Origin of the sequence: Bartonella sp. AA78NXGY, from assembly GCF_042197005.1 — a bacterium.
Taxonomy (GTDB): domain Bacteria; phylum Pseudomonadota; class Alphaproteobacteria; order Rhizobiales; family Rhizobiaceae; genus Bartonella.
Map to the genome: position 1 here is coordinate 1 of NZ_JBHIRI010000011.1, position 25,569 is coordinate 25,569.

Genomic DNA, 25,569 nt, shown 5'->3' on the forward strand with positions numbered 1-25,569 from the left:
TGTGCAACGATCTGGGGGCGTGTTTATGGCAATGCAAAAATCAATAAAAAAAGCAAAGTAAGGTTGGTTCCAAAAAAATGTGAGGTGTATGAAAGGGATAATGTTGTCAATATAACTGATAAAACAGAATAAAAAGAAACATGGGGGCGTGCATTCTTTATGGTTATAAACGCATATAAAATGCATTGCTATAAACATCTCATAAAAGATAGCATTCATAAAAAAAAGCCGTGTCGAAAGTGATATGACGCGGCTTTCAAATAGCGTTTTTTATTGATTAAAATGAATCATCCACAATGGAGTAATCAGTGCATATATACAAAACGTATCATATTGCAAGCGCTCTATTATCTTTATGAAAACTTATCAAAAGGAATGTAAATGATGCGTTTGATTTTTACTCACTCATTTGAATGAGAAAACCTATAAACGCTTTTTGTTGCTCTCAAACGTATCAAAACGCTCGGTAGCTTTAATAATTCAATCAAAAGCAAATGCATATTCAATAAATATCTGCAAAAAACGTTCTTTTTAGCTTGCAAGCATTGGTTTTTAAAAGCAGCTTTTTATAAGATAAATAAACAAACGCTTTTATAAAATGTAAGGTTTTTAAATTTTTTCTGCTGTGAAAGCTAAATCTTAGTTTTCTCATAAATGAAACGTTCTTAAGGGCAAATGATAACTAAGTTATAACTGTAATAAAAAAGAGTTTTAACGTTTCTTATAAAGATCTCATTTTATGTTTCAAACGTTTAAACGTGCATTTAAAGAGCTTTCATAAGCGTATTTGTACTTTTCATTAAAACCTAATTTCTTTAAATATTAGCCGGTCCATTTTGGGGGTGTTATCTTAGAATAGAGCATTCTTTAAACATTGTTGCTTTTAATAAAAAGTGAGAAACCCCATACCTTATGATGTTACAATGGTTTTGAAGTTTGTTTGCTTATCTTTGTCTTAATAGCTGCCCCCAAATTTGGAAAGAGCTCTTTTGGTTTCGTATTTTTAAACTATAACTTTTAAAACGTTTTTAGTACCAAATCTAAAGTAGATAGTTATTCTACTGCCATAGCATTATTTGCCTCCATTTTTTTGTGGAAGCGAATAGTTCCGTTCTTAAAGACTAGCCTGCAATCTATTCATTAAAAGGCTTTTCATTTCATGAGATATAGCGTTTTGAATTTCATGACCTTTATTTCCTACCGCGGTAAAAAATACCGTGGTTATAAAATCGATCTTGTCTTTAAATCCTTTTATGCAATCTTTATAAACTAAACCTATAAGCTTATGACCGTTTCAAACGATTATTCCTTTGAAGGTTTAGCTCAAAAAAGAGCAAAACTCATACCATTTTTTAAACCTATACAATTTATGTTATCGATATTTTCAAACGACTAAATTTTTAAATAATGTGATTTGTGCTGTGATAAAAACGTACCATAAAATTTATGAACTGTTATGAATGATATCTGCTTTTCATTTCATTTGAACGTTTACATGCGTTATAATATTTGCATCATGATTTGCTTTTTACAGTCTATTCATCCATGGCAATCTTATATAAAAAATGGTCAAATGAATCATGCATAAAAAGATGGATTCTTGAGTGGATTCATATAAAATAATTTCACACAACCTATTGACTTTATTGTGTTTTTTAGTATTATATCTTGAATGACCGATGGAAGCGAGGATATTGCGTATTTCTGTTTGTGTAATCTCTGAAATAGGCAGACAGCCTAATTTGAGGAGAATATGGAGTTTTAAAGGTGAAAACCAGTTTCCATCTTTACCATCATTTTTAATTCAGCTTTACGACTTTCAAAAGCATCTAAGGCAATGTCTTTTAAGTAATGGAGATTACGCATTGCCTCACGTTTTCGTTTCTCACGTTCTTTAATGGGGGCACGCCCCTCACGTAAAACAGCACGCCACCCAGTTGCCAATTCACGAGCTTGTTTTAAAAAGACATCTCTCAAAGCACCCAAGTCCATTTAGCGACAGCGCCCATGAATGGTATATGAATGGTATAACGATAAAGCATTGAGTACCCCCATCTTTACGTTTGTGAAAGAGCAATCCGGCACCATCATTATATTTTCCAGCTCGTGGGTGTTGCTAAAGCCCTTGGCTTTTGAGACGATTCATAAGAGTCATTTTAGTCCTTTCTTATACATTTTTTACCCACACGCCAGCCCCGCTTGTGGTGTGCAAGAGAATGGTTTTTCTTGATTTAAGACAAACAGGTTTAAAATGAGAGAATCTTACGTTATTCAGAACTCTAACTCAATGAAAGTAACGATAAATTATCATTATAAATCAGCATATTATACCATTTTTATCAAGATAAAGGATCAGGTATTTTTATCTAGAATATGTCACAAAGTATGCAGCCTTTTCGTACATGAAATCCATTTTTTCCTGAAGTGTTTTCTTTTCCACTTAAATACGATTTTTCTCCTCTTCACATGGGTTGCGCAGCTATTTATCATCGAATTTGCCCATAAAGCTAAGCAAAGTGTATTTCTAGATAATATAAAGATAACAGCATTAAGAATAAATCTTAAAAAATAGAAGATTTCTTGCTTTTTCACTTATGGAAGTACAGAAACTCTACCGTTTGATTATGCTCCTCTTTGAAGATAGATATGGTGCTAATATGCGCCATAGAGCTGTCCAAGCAAAGATGATATTAGAAAAATGAAAAGTTAACCACTGCACATTTAAAACAGATAGGAAACCTACAGCCACTCTCATTCATTCCAAAGGATATAGAAAATGAAAAAAAACATATCGGATAAATAATCAATCATAGCTTATAATATAAGAGCATAACAGTGTTTTCATATGGCTACACTCTTCCCTTATGATATCTGGACAGCAAATATCTCTAAAACTTCTATAAAAATACTATTAAAGTTATGCTGTAAAAATGTTAATTGCCTCAACAATCATTTGTCAAAAATTTGCAAAAAATAATCAGAGAACTAACCTTTTGAAGCACAAACATAATTTGTGTACTAAGAAATTGATTTTTAACGCCTTTTAACATATTGATAATCTTAAAATTAAATCAGACAGTCTCCCCAGTTAGTCCGGATGAGTAGGTATCTAACAAAAACTATTGTTAGGACCGTAGAAGATCGTACCCCATCCTTGTATGAGAAAGTGAACTTCCTTAAAAAACTTTGATATTAATGATACTAAACAGATTGGTATTCATTTTCACCTTAATCCGATAGATTCTGCCGTTAAAGGTGCGTTTAGCACAATACACAATTATCTCACAATTTAACTCTCTATATTGATGTAAACTATCAAAAATTTTTAAAAGACGTGTAGCCGAGACAAGTTTTTCTGATAGAATACGCTACCAATTTTAATATAAAAATTATAAAAAAATAAGCATATTAATCCGTTTACTATTAACAAAAAAACGGACTGTATTTTTTTATTTACAATCTATTATAGCAATAAAATAATTTCTTTCTTTACGATGTGTTGTCGCTATCTATAAAAATTTATTTACACTTCCATTGCTGGTTCTTCTAAACAAACAGTTTTGAGAAAATTAATGCATGAAAAGAAAATCTAACAACAAGCGCTTTATCTTTCATATACAAAATGCTCAAGAAAGCTAATTTTTTCATTTATAAAATGAAATCACTCAATAAAGTTCTTTTTATATCAATAAAAGATGTTTTAAATTGAATATTCAAAATATTGATTTATAATGATAATTTAGCGTTATTCCTATTGAATTAAAATCTTGAATATCGTAAATTTCTCTCATTTAAAATCTGTTCCATGTTGAACTAATCAAAATCATTCACTTACACATTACAAGCAGGGCTGGCGTGTGGAGAAAAGTTATATAAGAAAAGCCTGAGAATTCCTCTCATGAACTGTCTCAAGTGCCAAGGGCTTATCACAAATATTGGGAGCTAGCAAAATGTGTGACGGGCTTGCTCTTTTATTAAGCGTAAAGGTATCGGCTTGCTCCTTCGTAAGCGTAAATATGATGGGATTCTATGGCTTTAGCGTTATAGCATTCATGAACACCATCGCGAAATGGGCTGTGCTTCCTTAGAAAAATGGACTTTGCTACCCTTAGCCTCTTTAAAGAAAGCCTGTGAATAGCCCCCTCATCTCTTCTTCTTATAGCAGAAAAAATTTGCTGATCGTTTTGGTGAGTGCATCAAATAATACATCTCAACACTATAGAGCTTTTTATAACGATTATCTTTAATAGACAATTTTTAAATATCATACTTCATAGTGCTTTTAGCATAAGCTTAACCAAGCTAGGTTTTATGAAATCCACTTTTCTCAACTTTTTATGATCATGAAAAAAGTTTTTCTGAAGCAAAACTTCAAATCATAGAGAACATCATCGATATAATTCGTTTTGTTATTTACAATAAAAACATAATGATATAGAAACTGTCTGGGTACTTGCGCCATCAGGGGAATGAAGTAAGCATCAAAGCATACCAAATACTAAAGGCATATCTATGTGTAAGAAATATATTTATAAGAAAAATTTTTTGTTATGTACAATTGCTGGAACTTTGATTTTTTCTCATTTCGGTTCAACTTATGCAAATACATCGGCTCCTGAAACTCCTGGAATTTTGGGAAAGATTGAATTAAATAAGGGAGAAGAAAAGACTTTAAATAATGTTCTTGTCCGCGATAAAGGACCTGGAATATTAGCGCATGATAAAGCAGCTATCACAATTGTAAAATCAACAATACACACGGAAATGTCTGCACTTTCTGTATCAGAAGGTGGACGCATTCATGCTAAAGAAATTAAAGCAAATACAGTATACAAAGGTTTAGAAACAAAGAATGGTATAATCAACGTTGAAGATTCAACCATAACCGTCCAACGAGGAGGTGCCGGTGGTATCGTTTTTTATGAAACAAAAGATTCTTCACTGAAAAGTGGAGAAAAAGTTGTCAATAAGGTTGTTCTTAGCAATACAAAACTTCTTGTGAAAAACGGTACCGGTATTCTTGGTCCCTACTGCTCAAGAGCCGTTGCTGAAGTTCAACTTAAAGACTCAGAAATTCGATCTGACGTATTATTGAGAAATAAAACGAAACGTAAATATTATGACAACGATACTCTTCCTGTAACTTTAGCATTAACCGCTGATAATTCAACAATAGAGGGACGAGCAAGAACTTTAAAAGTCAATACAACGGTTTTGACTCTGAATAACAAAAGCAAATGGTACTTAAAGACCTCTCAAGAGGAAGTCGATACTGACTTTAATGTGTTTAACTATGAGCTCAGTGATATTAAACAACGAGCCCTTTCTACCGTTTCAGTACTGAATCTTAATAATAGTTCTATCATATTTAAGACACCACAAGGGCGGGAAAAAGATCATTATCATACCTTGTATGTAGGGCGAACAGCTGAGGTTCGTAGACCTGAGGGAAGTACAATCCCCGATATAGAAAGCACTTATAATACAGTTTACAATGCCACAGGCGATGCAAAAATTTATTTTAATATTGAATGGAGTGATGGTCTAGTAAAAGAACAGCAAAAAGCTGACCGCCTCCTTATACATGGTGATGTATCAGGCAGCACAACAGTCCATATCAAGAACCTTGCGAAAGGTGAGATATTAAAAGCTGAAGATTCTGTGTCTTCGAATATGCGTGGTCTTTCACTCATTCAAGTTTCTGGAAATGCAAATGAAGATTCCTTCAAACTTGCACACGGCTACACCACAATGGGGGGATTGCCCTATAAATATATACTCAAAGCCTATGGTCCAACATCCAGCCATGGGGCAGCCGATAGCACACAAAGTCATTTTAGCGGAATATCACAAGAATCAAAAGAAAATACCCTCAAAGACTACACAATCTACACGATATCAGCATCAGGAACAATGATTGAAGGTGTTTCACCAAAAGAGAAAGAAGCGCAAAATACCGGTTCATCATCCCTTGGACAAGCAAACAACGCACAAAACATCTTGGAAAAAAATCAGAATTTCTGGGATTTTCGCTTGCAAAATGCGACTCTCGATAATGAAGGAAAGATCAGAGCTCTCGTTCCTCAAGTGGCAAGCTATTTGTCCATGCCTAACGCACTATTCTCAGCTGGACTGGCTGATATAAACAATCAAAACACTTTACTCAACTCGATGCAGGAAAACACCTTTGAGACAAAAGATCATAAAAACAAAGGAGTCTTCTTCTCAACTTATGGAAATAAGATGACATTATCCTCTCACCGTACGCCATTACAATATGGCTATGGTGCCGATATTCACTATGCAGCTTTACAGTCAGGCATTACATTAGCAGCTCTAGAAGATCAAAATATGACCGCCAATTTCGGTCTTTTGGGGACATATGGGAAATTAGCTTTCACCCCTAAAGACATGGAAGGTGCTGACAAGAGTACACTCAATAAATGGTCAATTACTGCATATAGTGGGCTGCGCCATAATAATGGGATATACATCCATGCGCTCTTCTCCTATGGAATGCTCAAGGGAGATATCACCACAGCTCTCATAGGAAAGACTGCAGAATTGAAAAATGCTGATACATTCAGTGCGTCAGCAACCATTGGACAAAAATTCGAAACCAGTAAGAAAGGATTGGTCTTTGAACCACAAGCACAACTTGTTTATCAACGCCTCATGCTTGGCACACTCTCAGATGTCGATGGCTTTGATGTGGATATGGGAAATCCTTATCAATACTTAGTACGTGTGGGTGGACGCTTAACGCAAACGAAGCTTTCTATTGAAAACGGCGGTATTCTTTCTTTCTATGGTAAACTAAACGTTGTTAAAGCTTTTTCTAACAATGGTACGATACAGATTGGTGAACCATTCCACCTTGATTCTATAGGAGCTGCCCTTGAAGGTGGATTTGGTGTAAATGCACAATTATCACAAAATATCGCCCTTCATGCTGATGTTAACTACCAATATAAGCTTCAAAAAACTGGTATATCTGGAGCAAGCTTTTCAGGTGGAATACGCTATCAGTTTTAAGAAAACGCAAAAAACAATTTATATTCTATTCATTTTAATAAAAGGCAGTGCAAATGTGCTGCCTTTTTACAATCTATCGGAAAGAACCGTTAACAACTATTCTTTCTACCACCTTTCTTGAGCCAATTAATCTCACTCAAACCAAATGTAATAAAATCTGTTATCTCTAAATGAATACTGAATTCTCAAGAGAGCTGCCTTTTTGATTTATAAAAATCAAATGCTTTTAATAAAATTTTTTGTATTTTAAAACACGTAATAAATAATTCTCTGTGTAAGAAAATCAATTAAAAGCTTTTTGTAAGCACAAAGCAACAGCTTCTCCAAAAACTTTGTAGAGTTTCCATAACAACAGCCTTAAGCAACAAACATCCTTGCAAAATATTTTGTTTCTTAACACTTTTAAACGGAATACTGATCAATCTAGCTTTTCTGCAATTCATAGTTTCTAACTGCAATTTTTATTTTAAAAGCTCTTCTAAAATCATTTTTTTAACGATAAAGAACACGATACAATATTTCGTTTTGTTGTTTACAATAAAAACATAATGATATAGAAGTTGTCTGGGTACTTGCGCCATCAGGGGAATGAAGTAAGCATCAAAGCATACCAAATACTAAAGGCATATCTATGTGTAAGAAATATATTTATAAGAAAAATTTTTTGTTATGTACAATTGCTGGAACTTTGATTTTTTCTCATTTCGGTTCAACTTATGCAAATACATCAGCTCCTACAATGGTTATGGCTCGTGCGGATAAAGCAGGAGAAGAAAAAACCTTTAATAACGTTTTTATCCGCAGCGCATATACAACAGTGGTTGCTGATGACAAAGCCTTTATCACCATTACAAATTCAACAATGCGTTCAGACTCAAATTTATTTACCGCAACAACAGGTGGACGTATTCATGCTAAAAAAACTGTAGGAAAATCAAATTCCCGTGGTTTAGAAATTTCAAACGGCATCATCCATATTGAAGATTCAATCATAAATGTTTCCGGACATCACAAAAGTCGTGGTATCCTTTTTGATTACATCCCAAGTTCCCAAGTAAAAGAGGGCGAAAAAGTTATCAATAAAGCAATTCTTACCAACACAAAACTTCTTGTTGAAAATGGTATTGGTATTCTAGGACCAGATTATGCAAAATCTGTTGCTGAGGTAGAACTTAAAAGTTCAGAAATTCGTTCTGATATATTATTAAAAAATAAAATCCCAGAAAACTCAAAAGATATCGATCCTCGCACTTTTATATTAAGCGCTGACAATTCGATTATAGAAGGACGAGCAAAGACTTTACCTCAAAATACAACGATTTTTACTCTCAATAATAACAGCAAGTGGTCCCTAAAGATTAGTCAATTTGAAGTAGACAAAGAATTTGACAGCTCTAAAGGATACTTGCTCACTGATATTAAACAACGTGCACAGTCTATTGTCTCAGTATTGAACCTTAATAATAGCTCTATTACATTTAATGCGCCGCATAAACTAGCAGACAATCAATATCAAACCTTGCATGTGGGAAAACAGCCAACAGCTGAAGCTGCAAAAGCAGAGCAAAACAGAAGCTTCGATGCAACAACGGTTTACAATGCATTGGGCAACGCAAGGATTTACTTTAATACCGAATGGAGTAATGGTCTTATAAAAGAACAACAAAAAACTGACCGTGTTCTCGTTCATGGTAATGTCTCAGGCACCACAACGATCTATTTCAACAATCTTTCAAAGCGTGCAGAACCATTCGATAATGATGAAGTTTCAATTCCTTTGAATGCGCGTGGTCTCTCACTTGTTCAGGTGTCTGGAAAAGCAGAGGAAGCCGCCTTCACGCTGGCAAATGGCTACACTACAATGGGTGGATTGCCCTATAAATATGTATTAAATGGCTATGGACCAACATCTAGCCGTGGGAGAGCTGACAAACAGCAAAGTCTCTTGCAAGAAAGTGAAGAGTTTTGGGATTTCCGTCTACAAAATGCGACTCTTGATGATGAAGGAAAAATCAAAGCTCTTGTTCCTCAAATGGCAAGCTATTTGGTTATGCATAATGCAATATTCTCCTCTGGCTTGGCTGATATAAACAATCAAAATACACTGTTAGATAATATGCACTCAACAGTTTTTGGATTAGAAGGTCATAAACAAAAAGGGATATTTTTATCGACTTATGGCAACAAGATGACGTTATCTTCCAGCCGTAGTCCATTGGAATATGGTTATGGTGCTAATGTTCACTATGCTGCTATACAAGCAGGCATGACATTAACAACGTTAGAAAATCAAAATATAACCGCGAATCTTGGTCTTTTAGGCACATATGGAAAGCTCGCTTTTACGCCAAAGGACATGGAAGGTTCTGACAAAAGCATACTGGATAAATGGTCCTTTACGGTATATGGGAATCTCCACCATGACAATGGTCTCTATATTAATGCACTTTTCTCCTACGGCATTTTAAACGGACATATTACAACAGCCCTTATCGGCAACACCACAGAATTAAACAATACGGATACATTAAATATATCAGCTACCGTTGGACAAAAACTAGCAACTGGTGTTGAAGGGCTGTCTTTTGAACCACAAGCACAACTTATTTATCAACATATTGCCTTTGGCACTCTTTCAGATATTGATGGCTTCCAAGTTAATATAAAGCCCCCTTATCAATGGTTGGTCCGTATTGGAGGGCGTTTAACAAAAACAATGCTTCCTATTGAAAAAGATCGTGTTCTTTCTTTTTATGGTAAATTGAATGTCATCAAAGCTTTTGGTGAGGAGCGCACTATCGATGTTATGGAATCTTTCCATCTCGATTCTATGGGCTCTTCCCTTGAAGGTGGGCTTGGCATTAACGCGCAGCTTTCTAAAAATATCGCACTTCATGCTGACGTTAATTACCAACATAAACTTCAAAAAGCTGGGTTCTCTGGAATTAATTTTTCCGGAGGAATGCGTTATCGCTTTTAGAAATCTTAGCTCTCTATTTTGACGCATAAGCAGCGCTGAGATGAAAACAGTGCTGCTTAACTACATTACAAAAAACCGTAATGTGTCAAAAAGTGGTTCATTTTTAGCAAAATAAAGAAAATATCTTAAGGAACATCTCTATGCATAAGAATCTTTTGTTATGTACAGCCGCTTGTGCTTTATTTTTTTCTTCTTTTAACTTCACATCTACCAGCACCGCCTCTGCTCTAAGCCCCCAGGAACGCCATGCCATTGAAGGGATTATGAAATTACCTGAACAATATCGCCGTGCTATTGATTTAATAAACACACCAACACAAGCAGAAAAAAATCTTGAAAAGATAGCCTCTGGCGCCATGATGGAGGATAATTCGCACTTCAACCAAGCACTTGAAAATCATATGGATCGTGTAAGAGATACGATTAACAGCTCTTTTGCAGGTGCAGGTCGTTATGGTTCTGGTGCTCATATAAACGTGGTGAACCGTGAAATGGATAATATACGTGCCCAAGCCATGGCAAACAAACACCATCAAGATATGCAAATCATGATGCAAGCCAGAGCAAAACTTGAACAATTACGTCAGAATCGATTAAAAACAAGAGAAAATTTATTACGTGGCTACGACAAAGCAGTTTCCGATGCCGTAAAGGCGGCAGCAATCCTTGAAGCTGATAACCAACAGCGTGTTAATGCTGCACACCAACAATGGGTAAGCCAAGACAATCGTGATTGGCACAAACTGCAAAATACAGCAGAAATATTACATAAGGCGGCACAAGTGGATACTGCCTTACAAGGACAAAACAAGGAACTTTCCAATACTTTACGCAAAGCAGTATTAGAGACTTTGAACGCGGATGGAATAACCAACGTGGAGAGAAAAGAAAAAACATCCCCTCCTGCATCTGAAAAGAATAAACAACCTCTTATTGACTCCAGTACAAAACAAAGACGCGCTAGTGATAAATTACCACCCGCTCATGTTGCTGCCCAACACAAGGACAATTCATTCACAAGAACAGATCATGGAATGAGACAGCCTAAAATAAATGAAAATTCGCAATCTGATATTGATCCCCAAACAAACACCACTTCCTCGGAATCAAAAACGACTCTTAATACATCAGAAAAAGCGCATATGAAATTGCTCCCAAAGGTTGAGAATACCGCTACCGCTGCGACAGAGAGCACCTCTAAACTTACAGATGATGATAAAGCAACCGCAGCTTCTACTTCTCTTGATGGAACAGACAAAAGCACAACTCTTACACCACAAGGAGAAAGTTCTTTAACCATGCCTATTGCGATGTTTGCTGTTGGGTTTAGTGATGTCAACAATCAAAATATCTTGTTAGACAATATGCAAATAACAATGTTTGAACCCAAAGATCATCCAGAGAGAGGCGTTTTCTTATCATCTTATGGCAATAAAAGCACCTTTTCTTCTAAGGTTCAAGCAAAACAAGATGGTATCCAAGCAGATATTCGCTATGCTGCATTGCAAGCAGGAGCAACACTAATAGCGCTAAAAGATCAAAATATCAGCAGCAACTTTGGTCTTTTCGGAACATATGGGAAACTGTCTTTTACTCCTAAAAACAAGGAGAGCTTTCAAAAAAATATGTTTGATAAATGGTCACTCACCGCATATGGAAATATTCAGCATGACAGTGGCATCTATGCAAGTGCCTTTCTCTCTTATGGAATTTTCAAAGAAAATCACGCTACAGCTCTCATCAAACATACCTCAAAAGTGAAGAATAGTAAAACATTAGGAGCCGCTGCAACTGTTGGTCAAAAACTGTCAACCAGTTTGGAAGGTGTAATCCTAGAACCGCAAGCACAACTTGTTTATCAACGTCTCATGCTTGGTTCTTTATCAGATAGGAGCTCTTTCTCAGATGACGATAACTCTAAAATAGACATAAGTAATCCTTATCAATGGCTGCTCCGTATTGGCGGACGTTTAACGCAAAACAAAGGACATGCTGTTTCTTTCTACGGCAAACTGAACATGATCAAAACTTTTAGTGAAAATTTTCAGCTTGCAGCTATGGGATCTTTAATCGAAGGTGGTTTTGGTATTCACACACACTTATCACAAAATATTCAGCTTCATAGTGATCTCAGCTATCAACATAAATTCAAAAAAGCTGGCATCTCTGCAATAAATATTTCCGCTGGAATACGCTATCACTTTTAAAAATACTTGTATTCCTTATCTTGAAATATGAAGAGATCTCATTATGTTTCGTTTTGTCTCTTACAAAAGAGACATAATGAGGTCAAAGTTTTACTTTTTATGAGAGAGGGGGAAATATTTTAGGAATACATCCATATGAAAAAAAGCTTCTTACTATACACAGTTTCCGGAGTTCTGTTTTATTCTTCCAGCGGTTTGTCTTATGCTATTCATAGTACAAATCCATCAACAACGATAGATTCTTCTTCTCTACAACCTGCTCGTGTCAAGTCACAAATAAATCTATCCGGAGTTTTTGATCCGTATAAAGATCCATATGATGGAATCGGGCGAATTATGCCATCATATCCATCTTCAACCCCTAATGGCCTCCTTCCCCCTACAGCACCTAGCTCCACAAGAACGAGCGCAAGCCCTATTTCTACAGGAAGTAAACTTACAACGCCTACTTCTACAAGCACTCTACCTCCCAAAACACAACTTGAAGGAAATTCAGCTGGAAATATAATTTCTTCTTCAAAACAAAACTCTGATCTTAGTCAAGGAAGTACACAAACACCAAAGACTAAAGTTACAGAAGGTGTACAATCTAACCCTACAACACAAAACACTCCTATTATACAATCTTCAACAACAGGAATGGAAGCAAAATCTAGAAGACGTTCAGGGGCGCCCTCCTCTTCTGCAGACTCTTCCAGCGAAAAAACACTATCGAATTCTGCTGTGTCTTCACAGCCAGAACCTACACAACCTTCACCGAATTTACAACCAGCACTTACAAAGTCTGAACCTACAAGAACGGAACCTACAAAACCAACAACAGAGCAAATACCAACATCTAATGAACCAGAACTCGCACAGCCAATATCTTTAAGAGTAGAAACTGAAAAAACAAGATTACTGGTACCACCAAAATCTGCAAAGCCAGCGCCAGTGCAATCTTCATCTGCACAAAAAATATCTGAAAAATCAGAGATTGAAAAACCAATATCACCAATAAAACAACCTGAAAAGTCTACACAAATTGAGGATATAAGCGCTGGAGTTGAAGCTAAAAACGGTAAGACCATAACGCTACATAACAAAAAAATTCAAGACAATGGTTTTGCTGTACATGCAGAGGGAAATAATTCAAAAGTCAACATGATAGGGGGAACAGTTGATGCGCGTTTTGTTGCACTAAGTGTATCAGATGGTGGAGAAATTGATGCTACAGGCATTACTGTAACAGCAGAAACAGCTGGTTTGGTAAACATGGAGGGCACAATCAAACTTAAGGATTCAAGCGTCCATGTCACGGGAAATTATGAAGCAGACGGTATTATTTTCCGCAACAATCCGTATAATGCCCCTAGAAAACGATATACACGCAATGCTGAAAGGAACACCAATGCCGTTCAAGAACAAGATGTAGCCAATATTGCTGATAAAGTAACCCTAGAGAATACAAAGCTTTTCGTTGAACATGGTAGCGGTATCAACCTTTATGGAACAGGCGTAAACGGGAAAGTCAACCTTAAAAATTCAGAAGTTCATGCCGATATTTTATTAAAAAATATCAAGAACGAAAGTGCCTCCACAAACACCATTACATTAGTTGCAGACCACTCTTCTTTAGAAGGTCGGGTAAGAACTTCTAAAGATAATAGAACAGTTTTTGATCTAAAAGAGAGGACGAAATGGCTTGTAAAGGCGAATAAAAATGCCACAAATAATGATAATATTTTAAATGACTATAGACAGTTTGGTGTTGATGAAAAATCATACTCTAATCTTTCTGAATTGCACCTTACAAACAGCGCCATTATGTTTGACAAGCCCATTGAGGGACATTATCAAACTCTGTTTATAGGACCTAATCTTTCGCAAGAAGACGAAACAACTCACACAGCAGCGGTTTATAGTACAGCGGGTCTTGCAGAGATTTATGTAAACACTCAATGGGATAAACATTCTCCTATCACGGAACAACAAACTGATCGCATTGTGATTAATGGTGATGTCTCAGGGAGTACTGTTGTTCACATCAATCTCCAAACCGATAGCTCTGCTGTTTGGGAAGAACGCATGGCGTCACTTCCTTTAGGGACACATGGGATTTCAATCATTCAAGTTTCCGGACAAGCAAATGAAAATTCCTTCACGTTAGCAGGAAACTATATGACAATAGGGAAACAACCTTATAAGTATGTACTTACAGGCTATAAACCTGGAACATCTCATGAGAGCCAAAATCTTTTTGGTAAAAACAGTAATTTCTGGGATTTTCGCTTACAGAATGCCTACATTGATAAGGATAAAAAGGTTCGAGCCCTTTTACCACAGGTAGCAAACTATTTAACCATATCTAATACTTTATTTTCTGCTGGATTTACTGATGTAAACAATCAAAACACGTTGTTAGACAATATGCGAACAACAGTATTTGGGGCAAAAGACAATATAAAGAATGGTATCTTTTTCTCTTCCTACGGCGAGAAGGTCACCCTATCTTCCAACCGCGATCCACTGCACTATGGTTATGGTGCTGATGTAAACTATACTGCCTTACAATTAGGGGGCATATTAGCCGCCTTAGAAAGCAAAGACATAAGCGCATATTTTGGTCTTTTAGGAACGTACGGAAAGCTTGCCTTTACGCCAAAAGAGATGCAAGATTCTGAAAAGACAACGCTTGATAAATGGTCACTTACCGCTTATAGCGGCATCCAGCATAGCAATGGTATATATGTCAACGCTCTTCTTTCTTACGGAACCTTAAAAGGAAATATTACCACAGCTCTTGTTGGGAATGCCGCAAAATTGGATGGTACCGAGATGCTTAATATATCTGCAACCATTGGTCAGAAATTAGCAACCAATACAAAAGGGCTGGTCTTTGAACCACAAGCTCAATTCATTTATCAAAATCTCATGTTTGGTATTTTCTCAGATACCAATGGCTTAAAAGTAGATATGGGCAATCCACATCAATGGTTGATCCGTTTTGGTGGACGTTTAACAAAAACGATAATGGCTGTTGAAGAAAACAAGGCTGTTTCCTTCTATGGTAAAATGAATGTTATCAGAACTTTTGGCGATGGTAAAACAATAAAAATTGCTGATACCTTTCATGTTGATCCTACCGGTTCTTCAGTTGAGGGAGGCATGGGGGTGAACGCATATCTTTCTCAAAAGATCGTACTAAACGCCGATATCAGCTATCGGCAAAAACTGCAAAAATCCGGTGTATCTGGCACCAATTTGTCTGGCGGAATACGTTATCGTTTCTAAAGCAGAAGTTAATTTTAACTTAAATAAAAAAAGCAGCACAAAGTGCTGCTTTTTTTATTTAAATTTATATATTTTTTAAAATTCTCAAAAATCATTATCACATCAAAGAAGATTTTGACCTATAATATTTCTTTTGCATATTGAATAAAAAACTGAATATTTTAGCATTCTCTCATCAAAATACCCCTTAAAGTTTTATATCTTATATTATCACCACACCTCAAGCGATGATGTTTTTACAGCACAACAGAATAAGCATTCATGCATATTTTTAAAAAAAGTCAGCCCCTTCTTCGCTGTGGACACTCTATTTATTTTAGATGATGTACATTTAATATACCTGCTATAAAGACTAGTATCTGGTATAAATTCTTAAAGGCAAGTTTTTCCTCTAAAATCTCAATGCTACAGCAGCTCCATTATAAGACAACATATTGATTTATAAAGACAATTAATTGTTTTCCATGTTAAATGAGAATCCAGAATATCGTCAGATTCTTTCATTTTAGACCTGTTCCATGTTGAATCAACAAAAAACATATCTCTTACAAGTGACAAGGGGGAAGAGCCATAGGGATAAAAAACTATTAAGAAAGGATTAAAAATGCCTCTAATGAACTATCTCAAGTGCCAAGGGGCTGTAGCAACATTGGGATCAAACAAAGAATATGACAGTGTTTGAAAAATATAACAATATCAACTTGCTCTTTTATTAAGCATAAAGATGGTCGCGCCCTATAGATTTTATATTATTTCCATGGGAACTTTCTTATTATACCATTCACAAGCACCGTTGCATCAAAGATGTCGTTGCGCCGCCCCACAAACACCATCACGAAATAGACTTGAGAGCTTAGATATCTCTTTAAAACAAGGCCGTGAATTAGGAATAACAAATCCATTCTATTTTGAGTATTTTGTCGTGCATGAAGGACATGCCCGCAGTAAAAAACACAATAAAAAAAGCGTGAAACAATGCGGAATCTTCATTATTTAACAGATAGTGCTTTAGATACTTTTGAAAGACATAAAGCTAAATTAAAGAACGGCGGAACAGAGGGAAGCTGATTTCTACCTCTTTATTCTTTCCCAATGAGATTGCCTCCCCATTTCAAATATTACGCCAACAAAGATATACGCACTATGTCCACTCAGATCGGGATGCTCTCTCCAATCTGACATACAAAAACTAAAACAACAGAAGGAAATAATAAACCGCTTTAATTTTTATCTCAAGCCTATAGATTTAAACAACGAACCGCGTCATATCATCACACTTTAAAGGACAATATTCCATGAAGCTTATAGGCAATATTCATCACATACTCTTCATCATTCATGCTTTTTGCTGACTTGGTGGTTATGGCGGAGTGAACGCACCAGATCCCATCCCGAACTCGGTCGTGAAACACTCCAGCGCTGATAGTACTTTGCCTTAAAGCACGGAAGAGTAAGTCGCCGCCAGATCTGCTAAATGCAAGCAAAAGACTCAATGTATAAACCTTACATTACCACAGCCCCAAGGAAGCTGTTTTTAAGGCATCACAGGCTGGTCTAAATATTCTCTTGATCGCGCCTCTGCCTAAACTAAAAAATGAAGCTCCCTACTGACTTAGTCTGTAAACAATTCTCTGTAAATAATCCGCCTTCTCTGAATTCTCTTCTAGCCAGCTTCTCACCGCATGCGGTTCACATCACGACACCTTAAAAGACATTGTTTTAAGAACAGCGTTTTACAGTACATCAGGATAATAATTTAAATATCCAAATGCACTTAAAACAAGTCTACTCACTAAACGCACTATTTATCCAAATCAACTGCCCTACCTAATCATTGTCATTACTTAGAACAGCCCGTATTAATCAGATTTGAATTTATTCCTCTATTTCTTTTGCACGTCCAGATAGTTGTATAGCTCTAGAAAGATCATTAACTGCATTTAAATGTGTTTGAAGTAATTCACTATTACGCTGTAATTTTTCTTGTAAATCAGACAACAAACTTTCAACCTCATGCTCAATATCTTGATTCATATAGCGCTTCACATCACTCATGGATTTATTAAGATCACGCAAACCACGTATTTTACGCAAATTTATTTCTTCGTAATCTGGAACACCACTACTCTCTAGCATATTGCTTTCATAATCAACAACTTGAGCTAATCCTTTAACAGCAGCAACAAATTTTGTCATCGCCCAATCACGATCAATAAGGTTGTTATCAAGAACTTTTGCTTTTGCCGCAAAACTATCATCACCATATTGCACTACAGACATTTTTACTTCCCCTTCAACACTATTGTTCAATCTTACTTTCAAATGAGGGAGACTAAACAGGTTCTCTTCAATGCTGATACACTCAACCAAGCTCGTGGTGCAAACATTGCTCAAACAACAGCACGACAATCCTTCAAAGCGTATACCACTTCAACTTTCAACGCGTTCTCTCAAATATTTTTCTTGCTTTGCTCCAAAACCACCATTGCGGCTATACTAATCCATAAAAACGCTATAGACTTAAACCTTCCAGCAATATCGAAACTTCCATATTTGCTCTGTCTATTTCGCCTTGCCGATTTTATCTTTGCCGATTTTATCACGAACTCATCTTCAACAGAAAATAACAATGCTTTCACGAAAACTTCAGCCACAAAAATATCTGCCGACAAAAAACCGCAGCCTATCTTGCAGCATATAAAGACATAAGCCCATTAAAAATTTCAGCATTTTACTGATAGAAGCACTTTACCCTCCATAACCTTATGGCTCTCTCTGCACTTAAACTTGTATACCTTCCATCGCCCCATAAGATGGCGCCCGACAAGATCAGTTTGCACCCATTCAAAAGGACACCCCCTCTCCCATGCTCTTTCTGCACACATGCAGTATTTCGCATAAAACACAAAAAGAATGTTCTTTCGAACAGATCAGCCATACAGCAATATAAAAAAAGACATCTTCAAATAGCTAAACAGCCATCAATCTTCCTTTTTTAAATTATCATTCGCTTTTCTTTGCAATGAACGACTATATAAGATTTTTTGAACCTTTTCAAGAGTTTCTTAGCCAATCAGTTCGATACGTCTTCAATCGCATATTTACGCGCTTGTTTTAAAGAAATATCTCTTAAGTGCACCCAAGCCTATTTCGCACCGCGGCCCATCAATGGTATAATGATAAATCTTCCATGACATGTATAAAATCCATTGAGCACTTTCCATCTTTACGCTTAATAAAAGAAGCAAGCCAGCACCATCACATATTTTTCTAACCCCTTATGTTCTGATACCCTTGGCACTTGAGACGGTTCATAAAGCATGGCCTTTCTTGTACAATTTCTCTGCGCATGGGAGCTCCCTGCTTGTAACTGCAAAAGACATTGTTTTGGTTAATTCACCACGAAACAGATTTGGAATGAAAAAATGTCCAGTATTAAGGGATCTAATTCAAGTTGAATAACGATAGATTATCATCTATAAATCAAAATATTATCCAATGCATAATGCTTAACGCTCCCCCCATTGATATTTTCAGAATTTTCACAGCATCTTCTTACAGATTATTTCATTCCATAACACAGTTTGCTCTTAATATCGCGACTTTACATGCGCTACTGGTATAAAAACAGAGAAACAATCATTTTATAATCAAGGTACAATTTTTGTTTACGATCTTTCTCTCGTTTTCAACCTTTTAAATGCAGCTCTTCTCTTTCATAATCATCACATTTCAAATCTATTCCATGTTGAATAAATTAAAATCACTTGCTTGCACATCACAAACAACGCCCTGATGTGTTGATAAAATACGCTGAAAGAAAAAGACTTCTTATGAACCTTAGCAAATGCCAAGAACTATAATAAACATTGGAAGCAAGCGTACGATGATTGTGACTTGCTCTTTCATAAGTATAAAGATGATAGCATTTTATAGATTTTTATATTATTCAAAGTTTATATTATTTCATGAGAGCTTTACTGTTATACTATTCACATTTACCGTTATACCATTTATGAATGTCATCGTAAAATGTCTTTCGTGTGCGTTAAGAGATATTTCTTTAAAACAAGTACATAAATATGCAATACAAATATACTAATATACAACATAAGTATATTTCTTTTGGAGCGTTCTTTACTTTTGTGCAAAACATGCCCCATTAGAGCAGCATTAACCAATCTTGCTATGAGATAAACGATCAGAAAACATTTTTATCTTCCGCCGCTCACCTTAAAGGACTAAGATCTTAACTCAATCGGCTCTGTACGCAGTCCGAATTTTTGTCAAACGATCTTCTCCTGACTTTCCCCTCATCTGCTTCACTTAAACGAAAGACTCAACAAATAAACCTACGAATATTCATCGTACACTAAAAAATACTTAAACGTTCCAAGAAAACTTATATGTCTTATATTACCGTTATAAATGACAGTGCTTTATAGCATAACAGGATAAAAAAAGTTTCCAGCAACACAAAACTTACAAAATCAATCAATAGTCCTTTTAAAGCTTTCTTTTTTAGGATTCACAATACTCCAACTCCTTAAGCTTTTATAAAAAAAGGAACGATTTTAAGCTTGCCGAATATGTTGTATCAGCATATATTACAGATTGTAACATATTGTTATTCATAAAATCACCTCAAAAAGAACAGAAAGAGGTTTTTATGGCTGATCTCGTAAAAGCCGCTATGCTTTATTCAACCTTGATTATCACCATCAATGCTTTTGTTGTTATTTTAGTTCTCGTAATAGAAATATACTAAGCATACTCTTTTGGCTTTTTATAATCTGTGCAAATGAGCATCTTAATTTCACATAAGAGCAAAGCAAAATTTTAATTCTACAGATAAACCACACACCCAATTTCAAACATCGCTTGCAACTATTTGAGTATAAACTCTGCTTTTTGTATGCATTTTTAACCATCAGTGTCCGTCTTTTCACGCTATCTTGAATCTTAACTTCACTCCCACCTTAAAAAACGAAATTTTCTATCAGATATGATCTGTAAATAATTTGTCTCTTTATTGAGTAAATTTCCCCTTCAGGGCATATCACAATTCTAAAGAATAATATTTCATGAAGCTTATGATAAATCTATTGAACACCATCTTTACCCTTATGAAAGAATAAACCAGCAGCATCACACACTTTTCCAGCCCCAAATGTTGCCAACAAACCTTTAGCACTTGAGATAATTCATAAAAGGCATTTTTACGTCTTTCTTCAACAGTTTTTATCCACACGGCTCTCCCCGCTTGTACCATGCAAGAAGATGGTTTTAATTAATTCAACCGAGAACAGATTTGGAATAAGAGAAGCTTACGTTATTCGAGATCCTTATTCAACATAAAATAATTAAATTATTTTTATAAATCAAAGTGTTATTCAGAAAAACATTCATCACACACTCGAGAACAAAAAACACCTCATACGTAAAGTTTTATATGCGCTCCACCGCTCAACATGATAATATTACAACACAATTAAGATAAAAAAATAACAAGGAAAACCCTTGTAAACTCAGAAAAGAGAGAGGAGAAAAATGAAAAGATGTGGAGAGCGCTCAATTCCTCACACATCCAGCAAAACCGTCCTAGCAAAACTGTCTCACAACTTAACTAATGTTATAATATTCTCAAATCAAAAGAAATTTTTTAAAAATAGTTCGAGAAAAACATTTGAGTATGAAACAATAATAATTCTATTCAGAATGTTTTTCTCTTTATTAAAACAGAGAAAGTAATTTCCAAACAAATGTTTCCTCCTAATTTTTCCGAAATTAGCCGCAACACTTAAAGACGATCTTAGTGTGATGAAACATTTATTTGTGATAAACGCAAAAAAACACCCCAAAGATAGATTTAATCTCATATTTTAAATACATGTAACCAAAACATTAAAAAATTAGCAGTAACACGTAACAACTCATTGGGAGGCAATACTATCTACAATTGAAAGCACTTTTGAGCTGAACAAATGACAGTATAGCATACGTTTACACAAAGAGTACTGATCGTAAACGACTAATTCTTGAAGCCATAAAAAGACTCTCTAAAAGTTAGAGAGAGCCTAAAAACGCAATAGAATCAAGAACTAAAAAATTCCTTATTTATTGAACTGTATGTTTTTAATTAATGCCAAACATAAGTTCCATATATGCTTGTCTGGCATGTTGGCAATTTTTAGATTTCTCCATAGAAGATTGATCCAGCTTTTCACATTTTTTTGCCCACTCTTCGAGTAATGTTTTATCTTTCTTAAATTCCGCTACGCTGTAGTTTTTTTCGCAACCAGCAACGACAAGTCCAGTACAAAGCAGCAATGCTGTAATAATAACTTTATTCATGATTTAATTTCCTTCCTTTTTCTCTTCAGTTTTTTTCTCGTCATCATGTACAAAGCTTGAACCAGGCCAATCTCGGGCATGAACTTCACGATACGCTTTATCTGCGTTTTTACAATTTTGAGAATCTAAATCCTCTGATATCATGCATTTCATTGCCCATTGCTCGAGTAATTTGGGATCCTTCTTAAATTCCGCTACGCTATAAGTTTTTTCACAACCAGAAACGACAAGTCCAGCACAAACCAGCAATGCTGTAATAATGGCTTTATTCATCAATAAATTCCCCTTTTTCAAATTTACAAAGTTTAGGACACAATTTAGGGCCTTAAAAAAAGTTCTACATATGCTTGTCGAAGGTTTTTACAATTTTGAGAGGATTTGAGCGGTGAATCATCGTTCTCACATTTCTTTGCCCATTCCTCGTATAATTTTTCATTTGTTTTAAATTCTTTTACACTATAAGTTTTTTCACAACCAGTAACAGCAAGTCCAGTACAAAGCAGCAATGCTGTAATAATGACTTTATTCATAATTTAATTCCCTTCCTTTTTATCTTCAGTTTTTTCTTGGTCGTCCTTTCCAGAGCCAAAAATTCCCCATTTTTTACGAGTTTCTAATTCAGCTTGTTCTGCGTTTTTACAATTTTTTGAATCAAAACTTCCTGCAATAAAACATTTCTCTAACCACTGATTGAGTAATTTGGGATCTTTCTTAAATTCCGCTACGCTATAAGTTTTTTCACAACCAGCAACGACAAGTCCAGTACAAACCAGCAATGCTGTAATAATGGCTTTATTCATCAATAAAATTCCCCTTTTTTCAAATTTACAAAGTTTAGGACACAATTTAGCACCCGATTAAAATTGTACATTCGGTTCATTGTGCATTTTCAAAAATTTAAAAATCTACTTCTGTACGCGATTTTTCCGAACCTATGATGATAAATCGCGTACAAAGAAAAATACCGCTATCAATATATTTTTTATGATTTAATTGTTGTCCTGCTTTTTTTCAGTTTCATTCCCCTTTTTGCTACTTTCACGAAGTTCCTTTGCAAGATTTCTATAATGCTCTTGAAAAAGTTCCATATCGGCTTGCATGACATTTTGACAATTCTTGGTTTCAAAAGCAGAGGGGCCCATTTTATCGCATTTCTTTCCCCATTCTTGCATCAATTTTTTATCTTTCTTAAACTCTGCTACGCTATAAGTTTTTTCACAACCAGAAACGACAAGTCCTACGCAAAGCAGCAGCACTGTTATAATGATCTTGTTCATGATTTAACCCCTCTCTTTGTTTTATATTTTATTAACAATATCTTTGGATTCACATCCCCTCCTATATTGTGACCTTGCGTCTAATTTTCCTTTGCAAATACGCACATTTTCAACGCAAACATGTTAAATCATGAGAGCCGCTTTCATTTATCAGACTTGCATTTGTAACATTATCTGCACGGCAGCTCTTTGTATTTGAAGTGTTAAAACTTCAGCAAAAATTCTGATATCTTGACATTCTCAAAAAGCTTTTTAATCATTTCTTTTCCTTCAAGAACCTCTTGGTAACGAGAAGCAGCACGATATCTTACCCCAAATTCGTCATGCCTATACCCATTGCAAATTCCCTGCAAACGAAAGAATACAGCTTTTAGTCAACTAATTGCGCTCTTATCATTTCTAAACCACCGGAAAAGAAAGAAAGCTTTAAGTCCCCCTGCACTTTTTAAAAGCCAATAGAAATGCTAAAAAAGCAATCTTATACATTCCAATTGAAGAAAAAAGCCTATTGCCTTGCGTACCATTACAGCTGGCATTAACTATTTAAGACTATAAAATCATATAAATGTAAGAAATATTGTCTATAATATGCTCAATGACTTCTTTTGTTTATTAGGAAAAATTATAGCGCGTCAATATCAGTAAATTTTACTTATTTTTATCCCCCCCTTTATAAACATGAATATAATTTAATAAAACGGATTGCTGAATAACAGAAAAAAATAATCAACGCTACTCTTAATTACATTATTTACGCATGTATTAAGTACAATAAACAAAAAAATAACCTGATGTTTAAAATCATTATCAAGATAATTTTTATGGAAGAATAAACTTATCTACTCATCTAGCGGATAAGATCACAAGTAGTATGATGATTATCACATTTATAGGGAAAAGTTTGAAACGGAGAATTTTTCGCAAACTCATAGCTCTTTCATGCGATGATACAGAACCTTATGAAAAACAACTTGAATGAAGCAACCATCGTGAAAAAAGAAGAGCACTTTTATTATTAACTTCGTATAAAAACAATCGATATCATCTCTAGAAAAAGCACTCAAAGCAATGAAATTATCGTATCATTTTTTACACTTTTCCGTATTTTTGTGAAAGCAATTCGCGGACCTCATCAGCTATTTTAGTTCCACGACTTGCACAACTGACCTTAATCAACCGATGCAAACTTTCTGGTATATCAATCGTGAGGCGTTTCATACCTCCACTCATGCTCCCTTTGTGGCTTCCTATCCATGCATCCGCTATTAAAGGAATTGATTTATTGGTTGGTTTTGTGCCAATTTTAATTTTTTTACTCATCGTGCTAACTCCTTGATTTCCGCTGCAACCGCTTCAATCTCTGCCGCTGCGGGTCCTTGCTTATCAACTTCATAAACGGCCTTCCCCTGTGCTGCTGCTTCTGCAAAAATCACGCGCTGCGCAACACTAGAAGAAAGAACATGCACAGGGTATATGCCAAGAGCTTCGTTCACATCGCGCCCTATCGCTGTATTGACGATTTTACGATTAATAACAAAAGCAGATTTGAGATTTTCTTTATAAACGCGTGCTTCATCAATCAGCTTTACAATTCCATCCGCTGCCCAAATATCATAGGGACTAGGCAAAACAGGGATAAGCACCAAATCCGAAGCCATAAGAGCACTACGAGCAAGATCCGTCACACGCGGAGGACCATCGATAATAATATGATCATAACCATGACCAATCTGTGTAATCTCTTTGTGAACCGTTGCACGCGGTAAACCAATAACTGAAAACAAAGGAGCATCTTCACGTACAGCAGCCCAATCCAATGCGCTTCCCTGTGGGTCAACATCAATAAGCAATACCCGTGTACCAGTACGTGCAAAACTGGCAGCAAGATTAACACTCAACGTCGTTTTTCCGACACCTCCCTTTTGATTCAAAAGTCCAATGATCATCCATTACGCCTTTCAGTATTATCGTTTTTACGATTATACTGAAAGTAATAAAAGAAACAAGCATCCAATACGTGCAAAATAACCATTTCTCCCATTTTCAGGATAAATAACAATAGCCCGCAATTTTTTATAATATTCTTTAACATGAGCAAAACATTATGAAGATGATATTCTTGAAAATAACAAAATAAATTTAAAAGAGGCATGCTCTTCTCCCCCCCCCACCCTAAAACGAAGATTCTTAAATCCATGTCGATCTGTAAACAATGCGCTGTAAATGATCCAGCTTCTTATTTTGCACTGGCCTTTTGGGATTCTCCCTTCATGCAATCCACTTAATGCAACTCTACAAACAAGCTCCACTCTGAATATACAACAAACTATAAGGAGAATTCATTGTTTTACGCGTTGAATGAGAGAGCTGAAATCAGGAAGATTCTCTCATTTCATGCCTCTTATATTAAATTAATCAAAATCATATCTCTTGTACGTACAAT

13 protein-coding genes, 1 rRNA gene and 1 pseudogene are annotated in these 25,569 nt (G+C 35.6%); 5 read left to right on the plus strand and 10 right to left on the minus strand.

The window, feature by feature from the left end; genetic code table 11:
* Positions 1–1,657: 1,657 nt before the first annotated feature.
* A pseudogene (locus ACFINL_RS06975) lies at positions 1,658–2,104 on the minus strand (integrase arm-type DNA-binding domain-containing protein); the annotation flags it as partial.
* Between the two features lie 2,408 nt (positions 2,105–4,512).
* Here ACFINL_RS06975 and ACFINL_RS06980 point away from each other — a divergent pair.
* The 5 genes from ACFINL_RS06980 to rrf all read left to right on the plus strand — a co-directional run bounded on the left by ACFINL_RS06980 (position 4,513) and on the right by rrf (position 16,962).
* A complete protein-coding gene (locus ACFINL_RS06980) occupies positions 4,513–7,035 on the plus strand; it encodes an autotransporter outer membrane beta-barrel domain-containing protein (protein WP_375651208.1) in 2,523 nt (840 codons plus the stop codon).
* A 631-nt stretch (positions 7,036–7,666) separates the two neighbouring features.
* On the plus strand, positions 7,667–10,015 hold the full coding sequence (locus ACFINL_RS06985) for an autotransporter outer membrane beta-barrel domain-containing protein (RefSeq protein WP_375651210.1): 2,349 nt from the start codon (positions 7,667–7,669) through the stop codon (positions 10,013–10,015).
* A gap of 140 nt (positions 10,016–10,155) precedes the next feature.
* Positions 10,156–12,222, plus strand: a complete 2,067-nt coding sequence (locus ACFINL_RS06990; protein ID WP_375651212.1) for an autotransporter outer membrane beta-barrel domain-containing protein — start codon at positions 10,156–10,158, stop codon at positions 12,220–12,222.
* 135 nt (positions 12,223–12,357) lie between these two features.
* Entirely contained in the window at positions 12,358–15,495 is a 3,138-nt protein-coding gene (locus ACFINL_RS06995; RefSeq protein ID WP_375651214.1) for an autotransporter outer membrane beta-barrel domain-containing protein, read from the plus strand.
* A gap of 1,352 nt (positions 15,496–16,847) precedes the next feature.
* Positions 16,848–16,962 (plus strand): 5S ribosomal RNA (gene rrf, locus ACFINL_RS07000).
* Between the two features lie 408 nt (positions 16,963–17,370).
* Here rrf and ACFINL_RS07005 read toward each other — a convergent pair.
* The 9 genes from ACFINL_RS07005 to parA all read right to left on the minus strand — a co-directional run bounded on the left by ACFINL_RS07005 (position 17,371) and on the right by parA (position 25,072).
* A complete protein-coding gene (locus ACFINL_RS07005) occupies positions 17,371–17,775 on the minus strand; it encodes a flagellar protein FlgN (protein WP_273790974.1) in 405 nt (134 codons plus the stop codon).
* A 170-nt stretch (positions 17,776–17,945) separates the two neighbouring features.
* The gene (locus ACFINL_RS07010; RefSeq protein WP_375651215.1) at positions 17,946–18,167 is read right to left on the minus strand and encodes a hypothetical protein; all 222 of its coding nucleotides are present in this window, start codon (positions 18,165–18,167) and stop codon (positions 17,946–17,948) included.
* A 3,463-nt stretch (positions 18,168–21,630) separates the two neighbouring features.
* Complete coding sequence (locus ACFINL_RS07015) at positions 21,631–21,849, minus strand: EexN family lipoprotein (protein ID WP_375613558.1); 219 nt, start codon at positions 21,847–21,849, stop codon at positions 21,631–21,633.
* 3 nt (positions 21,850–21,852) lie between these two features.
* Positions 21,853–22,122, minus strand: a complete 270-nt coding sequence (locus tag ACFINL_RS07020) for an EexN family lipoprotein (protein WP_375627922.1) — start codon at positions 22,120–22,122, stop codon at positions 21,853–21,855.
* A 44-nt stretch (positions 22,123–22,166) separates the two neighbouring features.
* Positions 22,167–22,379, minus strand: a complete 213-nt coding sequence (locus ACFINL_RS07025) for an EexN family lipoprotein (protein WP_375621543.1) — start codon at positions 22,377–22,379, stop codon at positions 22,167–22,169.
* Positions 22,380–22,382: 3 nt separating this feature from the next.
* Positions 22,383–22,649 carry an EexN family lipoprotein gene (locus ACFINL_RS07030; RefSeq protein ID WP_375651217.1) on the minus strand — a complete coding sequence of 89 codons (267 nt, stop codon included), beginning with the start codon at positions 22,647–22,649 and terminating at the stop codon, positions 22,383–22,385.
* Between the two features lie 189 nt (positions 22,650–22,838).
* Positions 22,839–23,126, minus strand: coding sequence for an EexN family lipoprotein (locus ACFINL_RS07035; RefSeq protein WP_375638604.1), 288 nt, complete (start codon positions 23,124–23,126; stop codon positions 22,839–22,841).
* A 1,089-nt stretch (positions 23,127–24,215) separates the two neighbouring features.
* A complete protein-coding gene (locus tag ACFINL_RS07040) occupies positions 24,216–24,446 on the minus strand; it encodes a plasmid partition protein ParG (RefSeq protein ID WP_375651219.1) in 231 nt (76 codons plus the stop codon).
* Positions 24,443–25,072 (minus strand): ParA family partition ATPase, encoded by a 630-nt coding sequence (gene parA, locus ACFINL_RS07045; RefSeq protein ID WP_375613562.1) that lies wholly within the window; start codon positions 25,070–25,072, stop codon positions 24,443–24,445. Before parA ends, ACFINL_RS07040 begins: the two co-directional genes overlap by 4 nt.
* Positions 25,073–25,569: the final 497 nt, after the last annotated feature.

Bases quoted from the DNA above. Each gene is read 5' to 3' on its own strand.
- ACFINL_RS07035 (WP_375638604.1), bottom strand. From the start codon at position 23,126: ATGAACAAGATCATTATAACAGTGCTGCTGCTTTGCGTAGGACTTGTC.
- ACFINL_RS07040 (WP_375651219.1), bottom strand. From the start codon at position 24,446: ATGAGTAAAAAAATTAAAATTGGCACAAAACCAACCAATAAATCAATT.
- ACFINL_RS07015 (WP_375613558.1), bottom strand. From the start codon at position 21,849: ATGAATAAAGTTATTATTACAGCATTGCTGCTTTGTACTGGACTTGTC.
- ACFINL_RS07020 (WP_375627922.1), bottom strand. From the start codon at position 22,122: ATGAATAAAGCCATTATTACAGCATTGCTGGTTTGTGCTGGACTTGTC.
- parA (WP_375613562.1), bottom strand. From the start codon at position 25,072: ATGATCATTGGACTTTTGAATCAAAAGGGAGGTGTCGGAAAAACGACG.
- ACFINL_RS06985 (WP_375651210.1), top strand. From the start codon at position 7,667: ATGTGTAAGAAATATATTTATAAGAAAAATTTTTTGTTATGTACAATT.
- ACFINL_RS06990 (WP_375651212.1), top strand. From the start codon at position 10,156: ATGCATAAGAATCTTTTGTTATGTACAGCCGCTTGTGCTTTATTTTTT.
- ACFINL_RS07005 (WP_273790974.1), bottom strand. From the start codon at position 17,775: ATGTCTGTAGTGCAATATGGTGATGATAGTTTTGCGGCAAAAGCAAAA.
- ACFINL_RS07030 (WP_375651217.1), bottom strand. From the start codon at position 22,649: ATGAATAAAGCCATTATTACAGCATTGCTGGTTTGTACTGGACTTGTC.
- ACFINL_RS06995 (WP_375651214.1), top strand. From the start codon at position 12,358: ATGAAAAAAAGCTTCTTACTATACACAGTTTCCGGAGTTCTGTTTTAT.
- ACFINL_RS07025 (WP_375621543.1), bottom strand. From the start codon at position 22,379: ATGAATAAAGTCATTATTACAGCATTGCTGCTTTGTACTGGACTTGCT.
- ACFINL_RS06980 (WP_375651208.1), top strand. From the start codon at position 4,513: ATGTGTAAGAAATATATTTATAAGAAAAATTTTTTGTTATGTACAATT.